Genomic DNA, 13,613 nt, shown 5'->3' on the forward strand with positions numbered 1-13,613 from the left:
TACGGATCGAGCGGAACGTCCTGCGGGACGAACGCGACCGGCTCGACCAACGGCAGCTCATACCGGCGCCCCGGCACGCGCCGCAGGTCGCCGATCATGTCCTGGGTCTGGACGACCCGCCAACCCCGACCGTGGTCACGGTCGTCCGGGGTACGGACGGTCCACAGGTGCTCGCCACAGGCCAGCGTCGACGCGCCGTCGGAGGCGCCCACGCGGTACACCGGGCGGCGACCCTGGGGGTATACGCCCAGCACCGGGGTCGGCGTGCCGTCCGAGCCCACGGCCAGGTCACCGACGGCCAGCTCACCGATCGGGCGCCAACCGTCCGGGGTGAGCACCGGGGTGGTCACCGGCTGGGCTCGGCCCCGCATGTAGGCCAACGGAGCGACTTCGATGGTGCCGGCCGCCATGAGCCGCGGGATCGACTCCGGGTCGATCATGTCGTGCAGGGCGTCGTAGAGCGGACGCAGGTAGGGATCGATCTTCTCGAACAGGGTGCCGGGCAGGAAGCCCAGGCGCTCGCCGGCCTCGACGGCCGGCCGGGTCAGGATGATCCGGCTGACCTGCTTGCCGTGCAGAGCCTGGACGGCCTTGGCCATGGCCAGGTAGGTCTTGCCGGTGCCGGCGGGGCCGATGCCGAAGACGATGGTGTTCTTGTCGATCGCGTCGACGTAACGCTTCTGACCGACCGTCTTGGGTCGGATGTTACGCCCGCGCCGGGACAGGATGTTGTGGGTGAGCACGTCGACCGGGCGCTCGTCGATGCCCTCGACGAGCATGCCGACGGTGCGCCGCACCGCCTCGACGTCCAGCGTCTCACCCTTCTTGATCATTTCGAGCAGCTCGCTGAACACCTGGTCGGCCAGCGCGTTGTCCGCCGGCGACCCGGTGATGGTGATCTTGTTTCCGCGGACGTGGATGTCGCTGCCCACCTGGCTCTCGACCAGACGCAGCAGCTCATCTCGGGCACCCAGCAGGTGCACCATGACATGCGGATCAGGGACCGTGATCGTGGTCTGGACCCGCGGCTCCCCGGGGGGTGGTTTCCCGCTCATAACTCGGCCCTGACCGGGCCTGCGCCACCTGCTTCCTCACGCGACATGCAGACGCCCATCGTATCGGCTGGCCGGATCGGCCGGCGAAGCGATTCCCGCGCCGGCGCCCTTCACGGATGGCTGACCGGGACGCCGTCGAACGTCTCCTGCGTCCGGGTGTAGCGGTAGGTCGCCCAGCGCATCCTGACCACCGCGCCGGAGGCGTCCCGGGTCAACCGCAGCAGCTCCCCCAGCTCGCGGCCGGAGACCGTCCGCAGCAGATCCGGCTCGCCGGGAACCTGAGCGAACACCGACGCGGGCTGGTTCGCCGGGGCGCTGGGCATCCGGGCCTCCAACCGGCCCTCGCGCCAGCGGAAATCATGCGGGAAGCCCTCGCTCCACCACCGCCCCAACACCGACCGGAACTGTTCCGGAGCAGGCTCGCCCGGGCGCCATGGCGGCACGTCAGCCGGGTCGGCCGCGACAGCCAGGTCCAGCAGCTGATGCGTCAGTTCGAGGATGGTCACGGCGCCGCCCGCGGAGCCGAGGACGGCGCAGCCGAAGGCACGCGGCGTTCCCGCCCCGCCGTGCTGGCCGAACGCCCCGGCCAGGAACCCGGGCATGGCGCCGTAGTGACCGACCTGGACCACCCGGTCCGGACGGTTGAGGATCATCAACCCGAGGCCGAGCTGCAACGCGCCGAGGCTGTTGTCGGTGACCGTCTGCGGCCAGCGCATCTCCTCCAACGTCGCGGAGGCGAGCACCGCCCCGGCCGGGTCGATCGACGCCGGATCGGCCAAGAAGGCCGCCCACCGGGCCAGGTCCGCGGCCGTGCCCCACAACTGGGCTGCCGGCGCGAGGGCACGGAAGTCCACCGCCGGCTCCGGTCGGGCGTGGTCGGAGTACTCGTCGACCAGGTAACCGGTCGCCGCCCGATCGGTCGGCTCGACCGTGATCGCCTCCAGGCCCAACGGACGCAGCAGACGCTCGCCCAGGGCGTCCGCCCAGGAACAACGCCGCGCCGCCGCGACGACCTGGCCGAGGAGGGCGAACGCCAGGTTTGAGTAGTGGTACCGGCGGGCCGGGGCGAGAACCCGCTCCGCGCGGGCAAGGTCAGCGAGGAACTGGCGGTCGTCCGGGGCGACCAGGGTGTCCCACACGTCGCCGAACGGCTCCCGCTGCATTCCCGAGGTGTGCGTCAGAAGCTGACGGATGGTGGCGTCGAGGCGACCGGGGACCGGCACATGGGCGCTGACCGGGTCGTCGAGTCCGAGCAGCCCGGCGTCGCGGCACTGCAACACCAGCACTGCGGTGAACGTCTTGGTGACCGACCCGATCCGGAACCGGGTGTCAGCGTCGAGCGGCACGCCGCCCGCGTCGCCGATCTGCATCGTCCACAGCGGCCGGTCGGCGCGGGTCAACGCCACCGACAGCGCCGGGACCCGCCCCTCGGCCTGGGCGGTGGCGGTGGCGCGGGAGTACCGGCGGAACGCGACGTCGGGGGTGATCGTCACGTCGCTCACCGGGCCAGCATGGGGCCGACCGCTGCGCCGCCGACGACGTGCGCGTGGACATGCGGGACCTCCTGGCCACCGTCCTCGCCGGTGTTGAAGATGACCCGGAAGCCGCTCTCGCGCAGGCCCTCGGCATCGGCGACCGCCGCGACGGTGGCGAGCACCTGACCGGCGAGAGCCGGGGCCGCCTGCGCCAGCGCCGCGATGTCGACGTGATGCTCCTTGGGGATGACCAGGACGTGCGTCGGCGCCTTCGGCGCGATGTCCCGGAACGCGAGGGTATCCCCGGTCTCGATGACTTTGTCCGCTGGGATCGCCCCAGCCACGATTCGGCAGAACAGGCAGTCGCTCACCGCCCGATCCTATGGGCGCCGACGACGCCCGCCGCGCGCTCCCCCGGCCGGGACAGCCCCCAAACCGGACGGCGCGGCGCTCAGCGCGGCGACCAGCGGTTGAACGGCTACCAGCGGTCGAGGCGGGCGTTGAGCACCGACAGCGCGGCCACTCCCGCGGTCGAGGTGCGCAACACCGAATCGCCCAGCCGTACGGCGCGCGCCCCGGCGGCCGCGAACGCGGCCAGCTCGTCGGCGGTGATGCCACCCTCGGGGCCGACGACCACCGTGATGACTCCGGCGGCCGGCAGGCCCACCGTGGTCAGGCGGTCCGTGGCCTCCTCGTGCAGGACGAAGGAGGCGCCCTCTCGCAGCCGGTCCGCGACGATCGCCGTGGACTCGACCGGCGCCCCGGCAACCGAAGGCAGCCAGCTACGCCGCGCCTGCTTCATCGCCTCCCGGGCGACGGCGGCCCACTTGCCGCGGGCCTTCGCGCCCCGCTCCCCGCGCCACTGGGTGACGCACCGGGCCGCCGCCCACGGCACGATCTCGTCCACGCCGACCTCGGTCATCGACTGGACCGCCAGCTCGCCCCGCTCCCCCTTCGGCAGGCCCTGGACGACGACCAGCCGCGGATCGGCCGCCGGCGTCAACCACCGCTCGCCGACCGCCAGCTCAAGCTCGCCCCGCGCCACCGCGGCCACCCGGGCCCGGGCGATCCCGCCGCGCCCGTCGCCGAGCAGAAGGCCCTGCCCGACGCGCAGCCGCTGCACCGTCGCGGCGTGGTGGCCCTCAGGGCCGGTCAGGACAGCGCTGTCGCCGGTCGGCAGCGCGTCGACCAGGAACAGCGGGTCGCTCACGCGTGCCCGTGGAACGCGTCCCGGACCCGGGAGAAGAAGCCGCCCTGCTTGCTCAGCTCGGCGACGTCCTCGCCGCGGACGGCCGCGAACTCCCGCAGCATCCGTTCCTGGTCGGCGTCGAGCTTGGTCGGCGTGCGCACGTCCAGATGGACGAACAGGTCGCCGCGGCCCTGCCCGCGCAGATGCGGCACGCCCTTGCCGCGCAGCCGCAACGTCGCGCCGGGCTGGGTGCCAGGGCGGACGTCGATCTGCTCCTCGCTGTCGAGCGTCTTGATGGTCAGCCTGGTCCCCAGCGCCGCCGAGGCCATCGGCAGGGTGACCCGGCAGTGCAGATCATCGCCCTTGCGGGAGTAGACATCGTGCGGGCGTTCGTGGATCTCGACGTAGAGGTCCCCGGCCGGGCCACCGCCCGGGCCGACCTCGCCCTGCTGGGCCAGCCTGATCCGCATGCCGTCCTCGACACCGGCCGGGATCTTGACGGTGAGCGAGCGCCGGGTCCGGACCCGGCCGTCGCCGGCGCAGGTGGCGCACGGCGAGGGGATGGTCGAGCCGAAACCCTGGCAGGCAGCGCACGGCCGGCTCGACACCATCTGGCCGAGGAAGGTCCGCTGGACGGTCTGCACCTCGCCCCGACCGGCGCAGGTGTCGCACGGCGTCGGGTGGGTGCCGGCCGCGGCGCCCGCGCCGGAGCAGGTGGCACACAGGATCGCGGTGTCGACGGTGATCGGCGCCTCGACGCCGAACGCGGTCTCGGACAGGTCCAGCTCAAGCCGCAGGATCGCGTCCGCGCCGGGACGGGTGCGGGGACGGGGGCCGCGTCCACCGCCGGCGCCGGCGCCCGCCGTGGCGAAGAAGGCGTCCATGATGTCCTGGAAACCGGCGAACGGCCCACCCGGGCCGCCGCCGGGGCCGCCACCACCGCCCGGGCCCAGCGGGTCGCCGCCCATGTCGACGATCTGCCGCTTCTGGTCGTCGGAGAGCACCTCGTAGGCGGCGTTGATGTCCTTGAACTTCTCGTGCGCGTCAGGGTCCGGGTTGATGTCCGGGTGGTACTGCCGGGCCAGCTTCCGGTAGGCGCGCTTGATCTCGTCATCCGTGGCGGTGCGGTTCACGCCGAGAATGCCGTAGTAGTCCTTGGCCACTGCCTCTATGTCCTCGCGTCGATCGGGTGCGGCGCCGGGGGTCGGCCCCGGCGGTCAGTTCTTCGCCAGCAGATCGCCCAGGTAGCGGGCCACGGCACGGACGGCCGCGATGGTGCCGGGATAGTCCATCCGGGTGGGACCGACGACGCCGAGCCCGCCCACCATGGTCGTACCGGGACCGTAACCGGTGCTGACCACCGAGGTGGTCCGAAGGTTGTCGATCTCGTTCTCGTCGCCGATCCGGACCCGGGTGATGGCCGGACCGACCTCGCCGATGAGTTTGAGCAGGACGACCTCCTCCTCCAACGCCTCCAGGATCGGGCGCAGCGAGCCCTGGAAGTCGAACAGCCCGGCCCTGGCCAGGTTGGCGGTGCCGGCCAGCGCCAGCCGTTCCTCGGTCCGTTCGACCAGGGTCTCCAGCAGCACGGTCGCCAGCGCCGACATCGTTGGACGCTCGGCCGTCTCAACCGATTCGACCAGACCCTGGACCAGGGAAGGCGTCTCGCTGAGCTGAACCCCGCCGAGCCTCTCGTTGATCTTCTGTCGAAGGCTCAGCACCTGGTCGGCCGGCGCCGGGCCGGGCAGCTCCACCAGCCGCTGCTCGACCCGCCCGGTGTCAGTGATCATGACGACCATGAGCCGGGTCGTGGAGACCGGAACCAGCTCCAGATGACGCACCCGGGACCGGGACAGGCTCGGGTACTGCACGACGGCGACCTGCCTGGTCAGCTGGGCCAGCAGCCGCACCGTCCGGTGCACCACGTCATCGAGGTCAACCGCCCCGACCAGGAACCGCTCGATCGCCCGACGCTCGGCCGACGACATCGGCTTCACCGTCGAGAGGCGGTCCACGAACATGCGGTAGCCCCGGTCGGTGGGCACCCGGCCGGCGCTGGTGTGCGGCTGCCGGATGAAACCCTCGTCCTCCAAGGCAGCCATGTCGTTACGGACCGTGGCCGGCGAGACGTTGAGCTGGTGCCGCTCCACGAGCGCCTTGCTGCCGACCGGCTCCTGGGTCAGCACGTAGTCCTCGACGATGGCGCGGAGCACGGCGAGCTTGCGATCGTCGGGACCCACGACACCCCCTTGGCGTAACTGGCCTTGGCGTAACTGGCGCTCGCCCCCGGCGAGAGAATGCTGGCACTCGGCAAAATCGAGTGCCAGTCTACTCCGCTGCGGGAACGCCGCAGAACTGCCAGATCATGGCCAGCTGACGTGTTGCCTGGCTCACGATGGACGTCGGGCCGTACGGTGTGCCTCATGACCGAGTCACCGCAGCAGCCGGGCGATCAGCCGCCCGGGCACCACAACGACCCCACCGCGCCGCCGCCACCGCCGCCGGGGGCCTTCCCGCCGGCGCCGCCGCCGGGCGGCTACGGCCAGCCGCCGGCCGCGAGCCCGTACGGCGGGCCGCCGCAACCTGAGAACCCGTACGGCGCACCAACGCCGGGCGGTTACAGCCCGCCGCCGGCCGGCAACGTCTACGGGTCGCCCACCGGCGGCCCTGGCTACCCGACGCCCGGCGTACCGGTCGGCTATGCCAACAGCGACGAGAAGACCTGGGCGCTCATCGCCCACTTCGGGGCGCTGCTGGTCGGGTTCGTCGCGCCACTGGTCGCGATGCTGGCCAAGGGCAACGAGTCGCCGACGGTGCGCGCGCACGCGATCGAGTCGCTCAACTTCCAGATCACCTGGACGCTCATCGCCATCGTTGGCGGCGGTGTGACCTGCGGCTTCGGGTTGATCATCATTGTGCCGGTCATGATCATCATGCCGGTCATCGCGGGCATCAAGGCCAACGACGGGCAGCTCTACCGCTACCCGCTGACGTTCCGCATGATCAAGTAACCGACGTAGCCAACGCCCTGGCCCCGCGATCGGTCACCATCGGATCGCGGGACCAGGGCGTTCGTCGTCGACCGGGCACAGGTCACGACAACAGGTCGCGGACGACGCCATCGGCGAGCAGCCGCCCACGCAGCGTCAACGCCGCCCGGCCGGCGGCGTAGGCGTCGGCGGCGAGCAGGCCGTCGGCGAGCGCCCGGGCCGCCGCCTCGTGGGCGGCCGGCGGAAGCGCCGCCAACGGCAGCCCCTCGGCCAGCCGCAACCGCAGCATGACGTCCTCGGTGAGCTGGTCCTCGGCCGTCAACAGCTCCCGGCCCTGCCCCGGCGAACGGCCCGCCGCCAACCGGGCGGCGTAGCTGGCCGGGTGCTTGACATTCCACCAGCGCACCCCGCCGACGTGGCTGTGCGCCCCTGGCCCCAGCCCCCACCAGTTCGCGCCGGTCCAGTACAAAAGGTTGTGCCGACAGCGTGCGGCCTCCGAGGTGGCCCAGTTCGACACCTCATACCAGTCGAAACCGGCCGCGCCCAACGCCGCCTCGGCGGCCAGGTAACGGTCGGCCGCCATGTCGTCGGACGGGTACGCCAGCTCGCCGCGACGCATCCGGGCCGCCATCCGGGTGCCGTCCTCGACGATGAGCGAGTAGGCGCTGACATGGTCGACGCCAGCGTCGACGACCGACGCCAACGAGGCCGCGAAGTCGTCCGCGGACTCCCCCGGCGTGCCGTAGATGAGGTCGAGGTTGACGTGCGCGAAGCCGGCGTCACGGGCCTCGGCGGCGGCGACCGGCGCACGTCCGGCGGTGTGCTGGCGCTCCAGCACCCGCAGCACCCCCGCTGACGCCGACTGCATGCCGAGTGAGATCCGGTTGAAGCCATGCCCGACCAGGCTGCGGAGCGACGCCGGCGTGACCGACTCCGGGTTGGCCTCGGTGGTGACCTCCGCGCCCGGCGCCAGTCCCCAGGTCCGGTCGATGGCCTCCAGGATCCGGCCCAGGTCGTCCGGGGGCAGCAGCGTGGGGGTGCCACCGCCGAAGAACACCGCCGCCACCGGCGGCGGGCGCTCGGCGAGGACCCGGCCGGCGAGCGCCAGCTCCGCCAGGACTGTGTCCGCGTACGTCTCCCGGGACATCCCGCCGCCCAGCTCGGCGGCCGTGTAGGTGTTGAAGTCGCAGTACCCGCAGCGGCTGGCGCAGAACGGGACGTGGACGTAGACCCCGAACCCGCGCCCGCTCAGGGCGCTCAGCGCGTCAACCGGCAACGCGCCGTCATCGGGGACGGGCTCGCCGTCCGGAAGCGCACCAGGCATCCGCCCATTATCCGCGCCGGCGCCTCGGGTCGTTAAGGTGCCTCCATGAGCGACGCCCCCCTGGTCCACGCGCAGACCGCGCGAGGCATCACCACCTTGACCCTGGACAGCCCCAAAAACCGCAACGCCCTCTCCCGGGCGCTGATGAACGAGCTGCTCACGGCCCTCGCCGGCGCCGCCGACGACGCCACCGTGCGGGCCGTGGTGCTCGCCCACACCGGGCCGGTCTTCTGCTCAGGCGCCGATCTCAAGGAGACCGCCGCCGCGTTCGCCGGGGAGGCGGAGCTGCCGGCCGCGATGCTGGGTGAGCTGCTCGCCGCGGTCTGGGACTTCCCCAAGCCCACCGTGGCGCGGGTCGGCGGGGCCGCCCGGGCCGGTGGCCTGGGGCTCATCGCGGCCGTCGACATCGCGGTGTGTGACCAGGACGCCACCTTCGCCTTCAGCGAGGTGCGGATCGGCGTGGTGCCGGCGATCATCTCCGCCCCGGTGCTGCGTCGGCTGACCCCGCGGGCGGCCAGCGAGCTGTTCCTCACCGGCGAGGTGTTCGACGGCCGGCGGGCGGTCGAGATCGGCCTGGTCACGGCGGCCAGGCCGGCGGCGGAGCTGGACGGGGCCGTGGCCGGCTACTGCGAGGCGCTCGCCCGTGGCGGGCCGGTAGCCCTCGGCGAGACCAAGCGGCTGCTGCGCAGGCCGGCCGGAGCCTCGGTGCGGGAGGAGTTGACGGAGCTGTCGGCGCTGTCCGTCGGCTACTTCGGCTCAGACGAGGGCCGCGAGGGCGTCACGGCGTTCAAGGAGAAGCGGCCGGCCGCGTGGATTCCGCCGCTCTCACCGGTTGAACCGCGCGCGTAGACTTTGACCACCGCGACTCCTGCAGATCTGAGCGGGCAGGACGCGGTAGGCGACGAAGCTGGGGGGCAACGGTGCAGGGGGGCAGCAGGCCCGCGGGCGCGAGGTCCGCCCGCCGGACGCGGCAGGCGGTGGCCACGGCCACCGTCCTCGGTCTCGTGGTCGCTGGCGCCGGCGTCGTCGTGGTCAGTGACCTCGTCTCCGGCCTCAGGATCGCCGCTGACGGCCGCCACTGCGTGGTGCGCGCCAGCGGCGAGGTCGTCCTCGACTCGCACCAGATGGCGAACGCCGCCACCATCGCCGCGATCGGCCTGCGACGGGCCATGCCCGAACGCGCGGTGGTCGTCGCCCTGGCGACCGCGTTCCAGGAATCGAAACTCAAGAACCTCGAAGGCGGCGATCGCGACTCGATCGGTCTCTTCCAACAGCGCCCGAGCATGGGCTGGGGCTCGCCCCAGCAGATCCGCAACCCGAGGTATGCCGCCCGCCGGTTCTACCAGTCACTGGCCAAGGTGGACGGTTGGCAGCGGATGCGGGTCACGGACGCCGCCCAGAAGGTGCAGCGGTCGGCGTACCCGGAGGCGTACCAGAAGTGGGCGGACGAGGCCGAGGTGCTCACCCGGGCGCTGACCGGCCGGGCCACCGGCGCGGTCGCCTGCTCGGTGCCGACACCGGCCACACCAGCCGACGGCGCCACCGACCAACTCACCCAGGGCCTGCTGTTGGACTGGGGCCAGTTGGACACGGTGCCGCTGAACGCCGACGCCTTCAGCGTTCCCGTCGATGACGATCTCGTAGGGTGGCGGTATGCGCACTGGCTGGTGTCCCACGCCGCAGGGCAGAACGTGAGCCGGGTGGCCTTCGCTGGCCAGGTGTGGACGGCCAGGGAAGGCCGGTGGCTACGCGGCGAGGTCGTCGATGGGCCAGCCGCGGTGGTCGCCGAGGTGTTTCCGTCGCAGTGACGTGGGCGCCCGCTCGTCGGCCAGCGGTGACCACCCGGAACCAGTCGCATCGACTGGTCGACAGAATGCTCGGTGGCGGCCCGCTAAAGCGGGCCGCCACCGAAGCTGAAGTCCCCCGTGGTGTCTTGCGGTCGAGCTTCGCGTCTTGCGGTCGAGCCTGGGCGTGACGATCAGATTCGCGAGCTGGTCGCCGACCGGCGGCCCATGATTCCCACCGTCGCCGCCACACCGGCCGCGGCGAGCGCGATCTGCAACGCCAGCTCGGTCCAGTCGATGCCGGCGGTGTCCGCCATGCCCACGGCGCGGGCGATGACGGTGCCCAGCAGCGCCGCGGCAACACCGATGGCCATAGTCAGCCAGACCGGAATACTCTGCCGGCCGGGGAGGACCAGACGGCCGAGCGCGCCGATGATCAGGCCGACGACCAGCGCCGAGATGATTCCACCGATAGTCATGGGGACACTCCTATTCATCGCCAGGTGAACCACAGCGACTCCCGAATTCCCACGGCACCACCGGGCCAAACCTGATACCGACGGCGCTGCCTGCCGAACCCGGACGGCGTTACTTCTTCTTGCCCGGGTCCGGCGAGTCGGATGTCGACAGAGCCGCGATGAACGCCTCCTGCGGGACTTCGACCCGGCCGACCATCTTCATCCGCTTCTTACCTTCCTTCTGCTTCTCCAGCAGCTTGCGCTTGCGGCTGATGTCACCGCCGTAGCACTTGGCCAGGACGTCCTTGCGAATGGCCCGAATCGTCTCCCGGGCGATGACCCGGTTCCCGATGGCCGCCTGGATCGGCACCTCGAACTGCTGACGCGGGATGAGCTTCTGCAGCTTGGAGGCGATCGACGTGCCGTAGGCGTACGCCTTGTCCTTGTGCACGATCGCGCTGAAGGCGTCCACGGCGTCGCCGTGCAGGAGGATGTCGACTTTGACAAGCTCTGCCGACTGCTCGCCGGAGGGCTCGTAGTCCAGGCTGGCGTAGCCCTTGGTCTTGCTCTTGAGCTGGTCGAAGAAGTCAAAAATGATCTCGGCGAGCGGCAGCGTGTAGCGCAGTTCCACCCGATCGGCCGACAGGTAGTCCATCCCCTGCAGGCTCCCCCGCCGGGACTGACACAGCTCCATCACGGCGCCTACATAGTCGTTGGGCGTCAACACCGTGGCCCGCACCACCGGCTCGTGGACCTCGGTGATCCGGCCGTCGGGGTACTCGCTGGGGTTGGTGACGGTCACCTCGTCGCCGCCCTCGGTGATCACCCGGTAGACGACGTTCGGCGCGGTCGAGATGAGGTCGAGCCCGAACTCACGCTCCAGCCGCTCCCCGATGATCTCCAGGTGGAGCAGGCCCAGGAAGCCACAGCGGAACCCGAAGCCGAGCGCCGCCGAGGTCTCCGGCTCGTAGGCGAGGGCGGCGTCGTTGAGCTTGAGGCGGTCGAGGGCGTCGCGCAGCGCCGGGTAGTCGGAGCCGTCGATCGGGTACAGGCCGGAGTAGACCATCGGCCGGGGGTCCTTGTAACCGCCCAGTGCCTGCGTCGCCGGCTTGTGCTGACTGGTGATGGTGTCACCGACCCGGGACTGACGGACATCCTTCACACCGGTGATGAGGTAGCCGACCTCGCCGACCGACAACGCGTCGGACTTGACCATCTCCGGCGAGATGACCCCGATCTCCAGCAGCTCGTGCACCGCTCCGGTGGACATCATCTTGATCCGGTCGCGGGCGCTGATCTTGCCGTCGATGACCCGGACATAGGTGACGACGCCTCGGTAGATGTCATAGACCGAGTCGAAGATCATGGCGCGGGGCGAGGCGTCGGCGTCCCCGCCGGAGGGCGCCGGCAGCTGACGGACGATCTCGTCGAGCAGGTGGGCCACGCCCATGCCGGTCTTGCCGGAGACCCGCAGACAGTCCTCCGGCTCACATCCGATGAGGTGCGCCAGCTCCTCGGCGTACTTCTCCGGCTGCGCCGCCGGCAGGTCGATCTTGTTGAGGACAGGAATGATCCTGAGATCGTTCTCCATGGCCAGGTACAGGTTCGCCAACGTCTGCGCCTCGATGCCCTGGGCCGCGTCCACCAACAGCACCGCGCCCTCACATGCGGCCAACGACCGGGAAACCTCGTAGGTGAAGTCGACGTGGCCCGGCGTATCGATCATGTTGAGCACGGCCTGCTCACCGACGCGCCCGCCGTCACGGATCGTCCACGGCATCCGTACCGCCTGGCTTTTGATCGTGATGCCGCGCTCGCGTTCGATGTCCATCCGGTCCAGGTACTGCGCCCGCATCTGGCGCGGATCGACCACCTCCGTCAGCTGGAGCATCCGGTCAGCCAGCGTCGACTTGCCGTGGTCGATGTGCGCGATGATGCAGAAGTTACGGATACGCGCGGGGTCGGTCGCGCCAGGGCGGCTCAGGCCGGGCTGCGTCGGAGGCACGGTCGTCCTTACGTCCGGGTGATCGCTGCGGCGGGGCGTCGCCGCGGGGTGATCGCTTGCGCTGGAAGATCGCTCGGGTGAGCCTCCCTATGATTCCACGTCACCGGAAACCGGTTCGGCGCACCGGCCGCCCAGGCCACCGACGGGGAGTCCCGCCCTTCGCTTTGGCCGCCCCGGAACAGCCTGGTAGTCTCAACGATCGCGTGTGCGGTGGACTTGTTCCGCAGGGGACTTGTTCCGCAGGCGTGTCAACCGGAAGATTCGAGCTAACAGGACGAGGCTGTCGCGTGGCGAACATCAAGTCCCAGATCAAGCGCAACCGGCAGAACGAGAAGCGCCGGCTGCGCAACAAGGCTGTCAAGTCGTCGCTGAAGACTGCCATCCGTAAGTTCCACGAGGTGGCGGCGACGGGCGACGCCGAGGCTGCCACCACCATCCTGCGGGACGCCAGTCGCAAGCTCGACAAGGCCGTCAGCAAGGGTGTCATCCACTCCAACCAGGCGGCGAACCGCAAGTCGGCCATCGCCAAGAAGCTCCAGACCCTCTCAGTCTGAGCGACGGCGTCCCCTCGACAGACGCCCGACCAACGTGACAGGGCGTCGGCCAACAGCCGACGCCCTGTTTTCGTGCCCGGCCAGATTTTCCGTGCCAGGCTCGGTCCGGCTCCGGCCAGAAGTCTCCGGCCTGAGGCTCGGGCTTCGGCGGCACGTGCCCGGCCGCTGATCGTCGTCCGGGACTCCGGACCTCCTCGGCCGGGACTCCCCCGATCCGGCGTGGCTGTTGGCGGTGTTCAGGCCCTGCGAGGCTGTTCGGGGCGCCGCGACACCGCTAGTCGTAGTGGCGGGCGGCTGACTGGCGCACCCTCCAGTCCCACAACGGGCGCGACTCAGCGAACGCCGACGCTGGCACCTCGATCGTCTCGTCCATCGAACCCCCGACCGCGGGTCCCAGCGCCGCCGGCCGCAGCATCGCGGCCACCGGGCGTCGGCGGCGCGGGCCGCCAGCGGCCCGCCGCTGGGTCGGGGGCGAGACAATGCGGCCGGCGTTGTGCGCGGCCGTCCGAGCGCCAGCCGGCGCCGCCGCCGGCTGAGGCGCCGGGAAGACCGCGGTGAGCGCGTCGTTGAGCTTGACCATCGCGGCGATCGTCAACGGGATCGCCAGCACCGACCACCACGGAACTATCTCGGCGAGCACGAGCAGGATCGCGAGCCCGATGGGAACCTCGCACAGCAGCAGACAGCGCAGACCGGTCAGTTTCAGGTGCCGCAACCGCAGCAGCCGGGCGTACAGGGGCGCGGAACGCCCCTTACCGCGGAAAGCGCCGACGGACACC

The 13,613-nt window shown here is 71.1% G+C and carries 13 protein-coding genes and 1 pseudogene; 4 read left to right on the forward strand and 10 right to left on the reverse strand.

What is annotated here, in order from left to right; all coding sequences use genetic code 11:
• Positions 1–359 precede the first annotated feature (359 nt).
• The 6 genes and pseudogenes from ABD287_RS14880 to hrcA all read right to left on the reverse strand — a co-directional run.
• A pseudogene (locus ABD287_RS14880) lies at positions 360–1,055 on the reverse strand (PhoH family protein); the annotation flags it as partial.
• Between the two features lie 110 nt (positions 1,056–1,165).
• Positions 1,166–2,548: a serine hydrolase domain-containing protein gene (locus ABD287_RS14885; protein ID WP_344173567.1), complete on the reverse strand. Its 1,383-nt coding sequence runs from the start codon at positions 2,546–2,548 to the stop codon at positions 1,166–1,168.
• Between the two features lie 5 nt (positions 2,549–2,553).
• Positions 2,554–2,901 carry a histidine triad nucleotide-binding protein gene (locus tag ABD287_RS14890; RefSeq protein ID WP_344173453.1) on the reverse strand — a complete coding sequence of 116 codons (348 nt, stop codon included), beginning with the start codon at positions 2,899–2,901 and terminating at the stop codon, positions 2,554–2,556.
• Between the two features lie 107 nt (positions 2,902–3,008).
• Positions 3,009–3,740 carry a 16S rRNA (uracil(1498)-N(3))-methyltransferase gene (locus ABD287_RS14895; protein ID WP_344173455.1) on the reverse strand — a complete coding sequence of 244 codons (732 nt, stop codon included), beginning with the start codon at positions 3,738–3,740 and terminating at the stop codon, positions 3,009–3,011.
• Complete coding sequence (dnaJ, locus tag ABD287_RS14900) at positions 3,737–4,882, reverse strand: molecular chaperone DnaJ (RefSeq protein WP_344173457.1); 1,146 nt, start codon at positions 4,880–4,882, stop codon at positions 3,737–3,739. Before dnaJ ends, ABD287_RS14895 begins: the two co-directional genes overlap by 4 nt.
• Before the next feature lie 54 nt (positions 4,883–4,936).
• Positions 4,937–5,959, reverse strand: coding sequence for a heat-inducible transcriptional repressor HrcA (gene hrcA / locus ABD287_RS14905; RefSeq protein WP_344173459.1), 1,023 nt, complete (start codon positions 5,957–5,959; stop codon positions 4,937–4,939).
• Positions 5,960–6,142: 183 nt separating this feature from the next.
• Between hrcA and ABD287_RS14910 the strand changes: the two genes are divergently transcribed.
• Entirely contained in the window at positions 6,143–6,730 is a 588-nt protein-coding gene (locus ABD287_RS14910) for a DUF4870 domain-containing protein (protein WP_344173461.1), read from the forward strand.
• An 82-nt stretch (positions 6,731–6,812) separates the two neighbouring features.
• Here ABD287_RS14910 and hemW read toward each other — a convergent pair whose 3' ends face one another.
• Positions 6,813–8,033: a radical SAM family heme chaperone HemW gene (gene hemW, locus ABD287_RS14915; RefSeq protein WP_344173463.1), complete on the reverse strand. Its 1,221-nt coding sequence runs from the start codon at positions 8,031–8,033 to the stop codon at positions 6,813–6,815.
• A 45-nt stretch (positions 8,034–8,078) separates the two neighbouring features.
• Here hemW and ABD287_RS14920 point away from each other — a divergent pair, with 45 nt between their 5' ends.
• Both ABD287_RS14920 and ABD287_RS14925 read left to right on the forward strand, forming a co-directional pair.
• Entirely contained in the window at positions 8,079–8,882 is an 804-nt protein-coding gene (locus ABD287_RS14920; RefSeq protein ID WP_344173466.1) for an enoyl-CoA hydratase-related protein, read from the forward strand.
• Between the two features lie 128 nt (positions 8,883–9,010).
• Positions 9,011–9,841, forward strand: coding sequence for a hypothetical protein (locus ABD287_RS14925; protein ID WP_344173468.1), 831 nt, complete (start codon positions 9,011–9,013; stop codon positions 9,839–9,841).
• A gap of 170 nt (positions 9,842–10,011) precedes the next feature.
• On the opposite strand, the gene ABD287_RS14930 is transcribed toward ABD287_RS14925, so the two are convergent.
• Positions 10,012–10,296, reverse strand: coding sequence for a GlsB/YeaQ/YmgE family stress response membrane protein (locus ABD287_RS14930; protein WP_344173470.1), 285 nt, complete (start codon positions 10,294–10,296; stop codon positions 10,012–10,014).
• 109 nt (positions 10,297–10,405) lie between these two features.
• Positions 10,406–12,280: a translation elongation factor 4 gene (lepA, locus tag ABD287_RS14935; protein ID WP_344173472.1), complete on the reverse strand. Its 1,875-nt coding sequence runs from the start codon at positions 12,278–12,280 to the stop codon at positions 10,406–10,408.
• Between the two features lie 287 nt (positions 12,281–12,567).
• Here lepA and rpsT point away from each other — a divergent pair, with 287 nt between their 5' ends.
• Complete coding sequence (gene rpsT / locus ABD287_RS14940) at positions 12,568–12,834, forward strand: 30S ribosomal protein S20 (protein WP_344173474.1); 267 nt, start codon at positions 12,568–12,570, stop codon at positions 12,832–12,834.
• A gap of 274 nt (positions 12,835–13,108) precedes the next feature.
• Here the strand turns inward: rpsT and ABD287_RS14945 are convergent, their stop codons facing one another.
• Positions 13,109–13,612 carry a hypothetical protein gene (locus ABD287_RS14945; RefSeq protein ID WP_344173476.1) on the reverse strand — a complete coding sequence of 168 codons (504 nt, stop codon included), beginning with the start codon at positions 13,610–13,612 and terminating at the stop codon, positions 13,109–13,111.
• Position 13,613 lies beyond the last annotated feature (1 nt).

Origin of the sequence: Pilimelia columellifera subsp. columellifera, assembly GCF_039532605.1 — a bacterium.
Taxonomy (GTDB): domain Bacteria; phylum Actinomycetota; class Actinomycetes; order Mycobacteriales; family Micromonosporaceae; genus Pilimelia; species Pilimelia columellifera.

Coding starts and splice junctions, on each gene's coding strand:
- ABD287_RS14930 (WP_344173470.1), bottom strand. CDS start 10,296: ATGACTATCGGTGGAATCATCTCGGCGCTGGTCGTCGGCCTGATCATC.
- hemW (WP_344173463.1), bottom strand. CDS start 8,033: ATGCCTGGTGCGCTTCCGGACGGCGAGCCCGTCCCCGATGACGGCGCG.
- ABD287_RS14910 (WP_344173461.1), top strand. CDS start 6,143: ATGACCGAGTCACCGCAGCAGCCGGGCGATCAGCCGCCCGGGCACCAC.
- ABD287_RS14920 (WP_344173466.1), top strand. CDS start 8,079: ATGAGCGACGCCCCCCTGGTCCACGCGCAGACCGCGCGAGGCATCACC.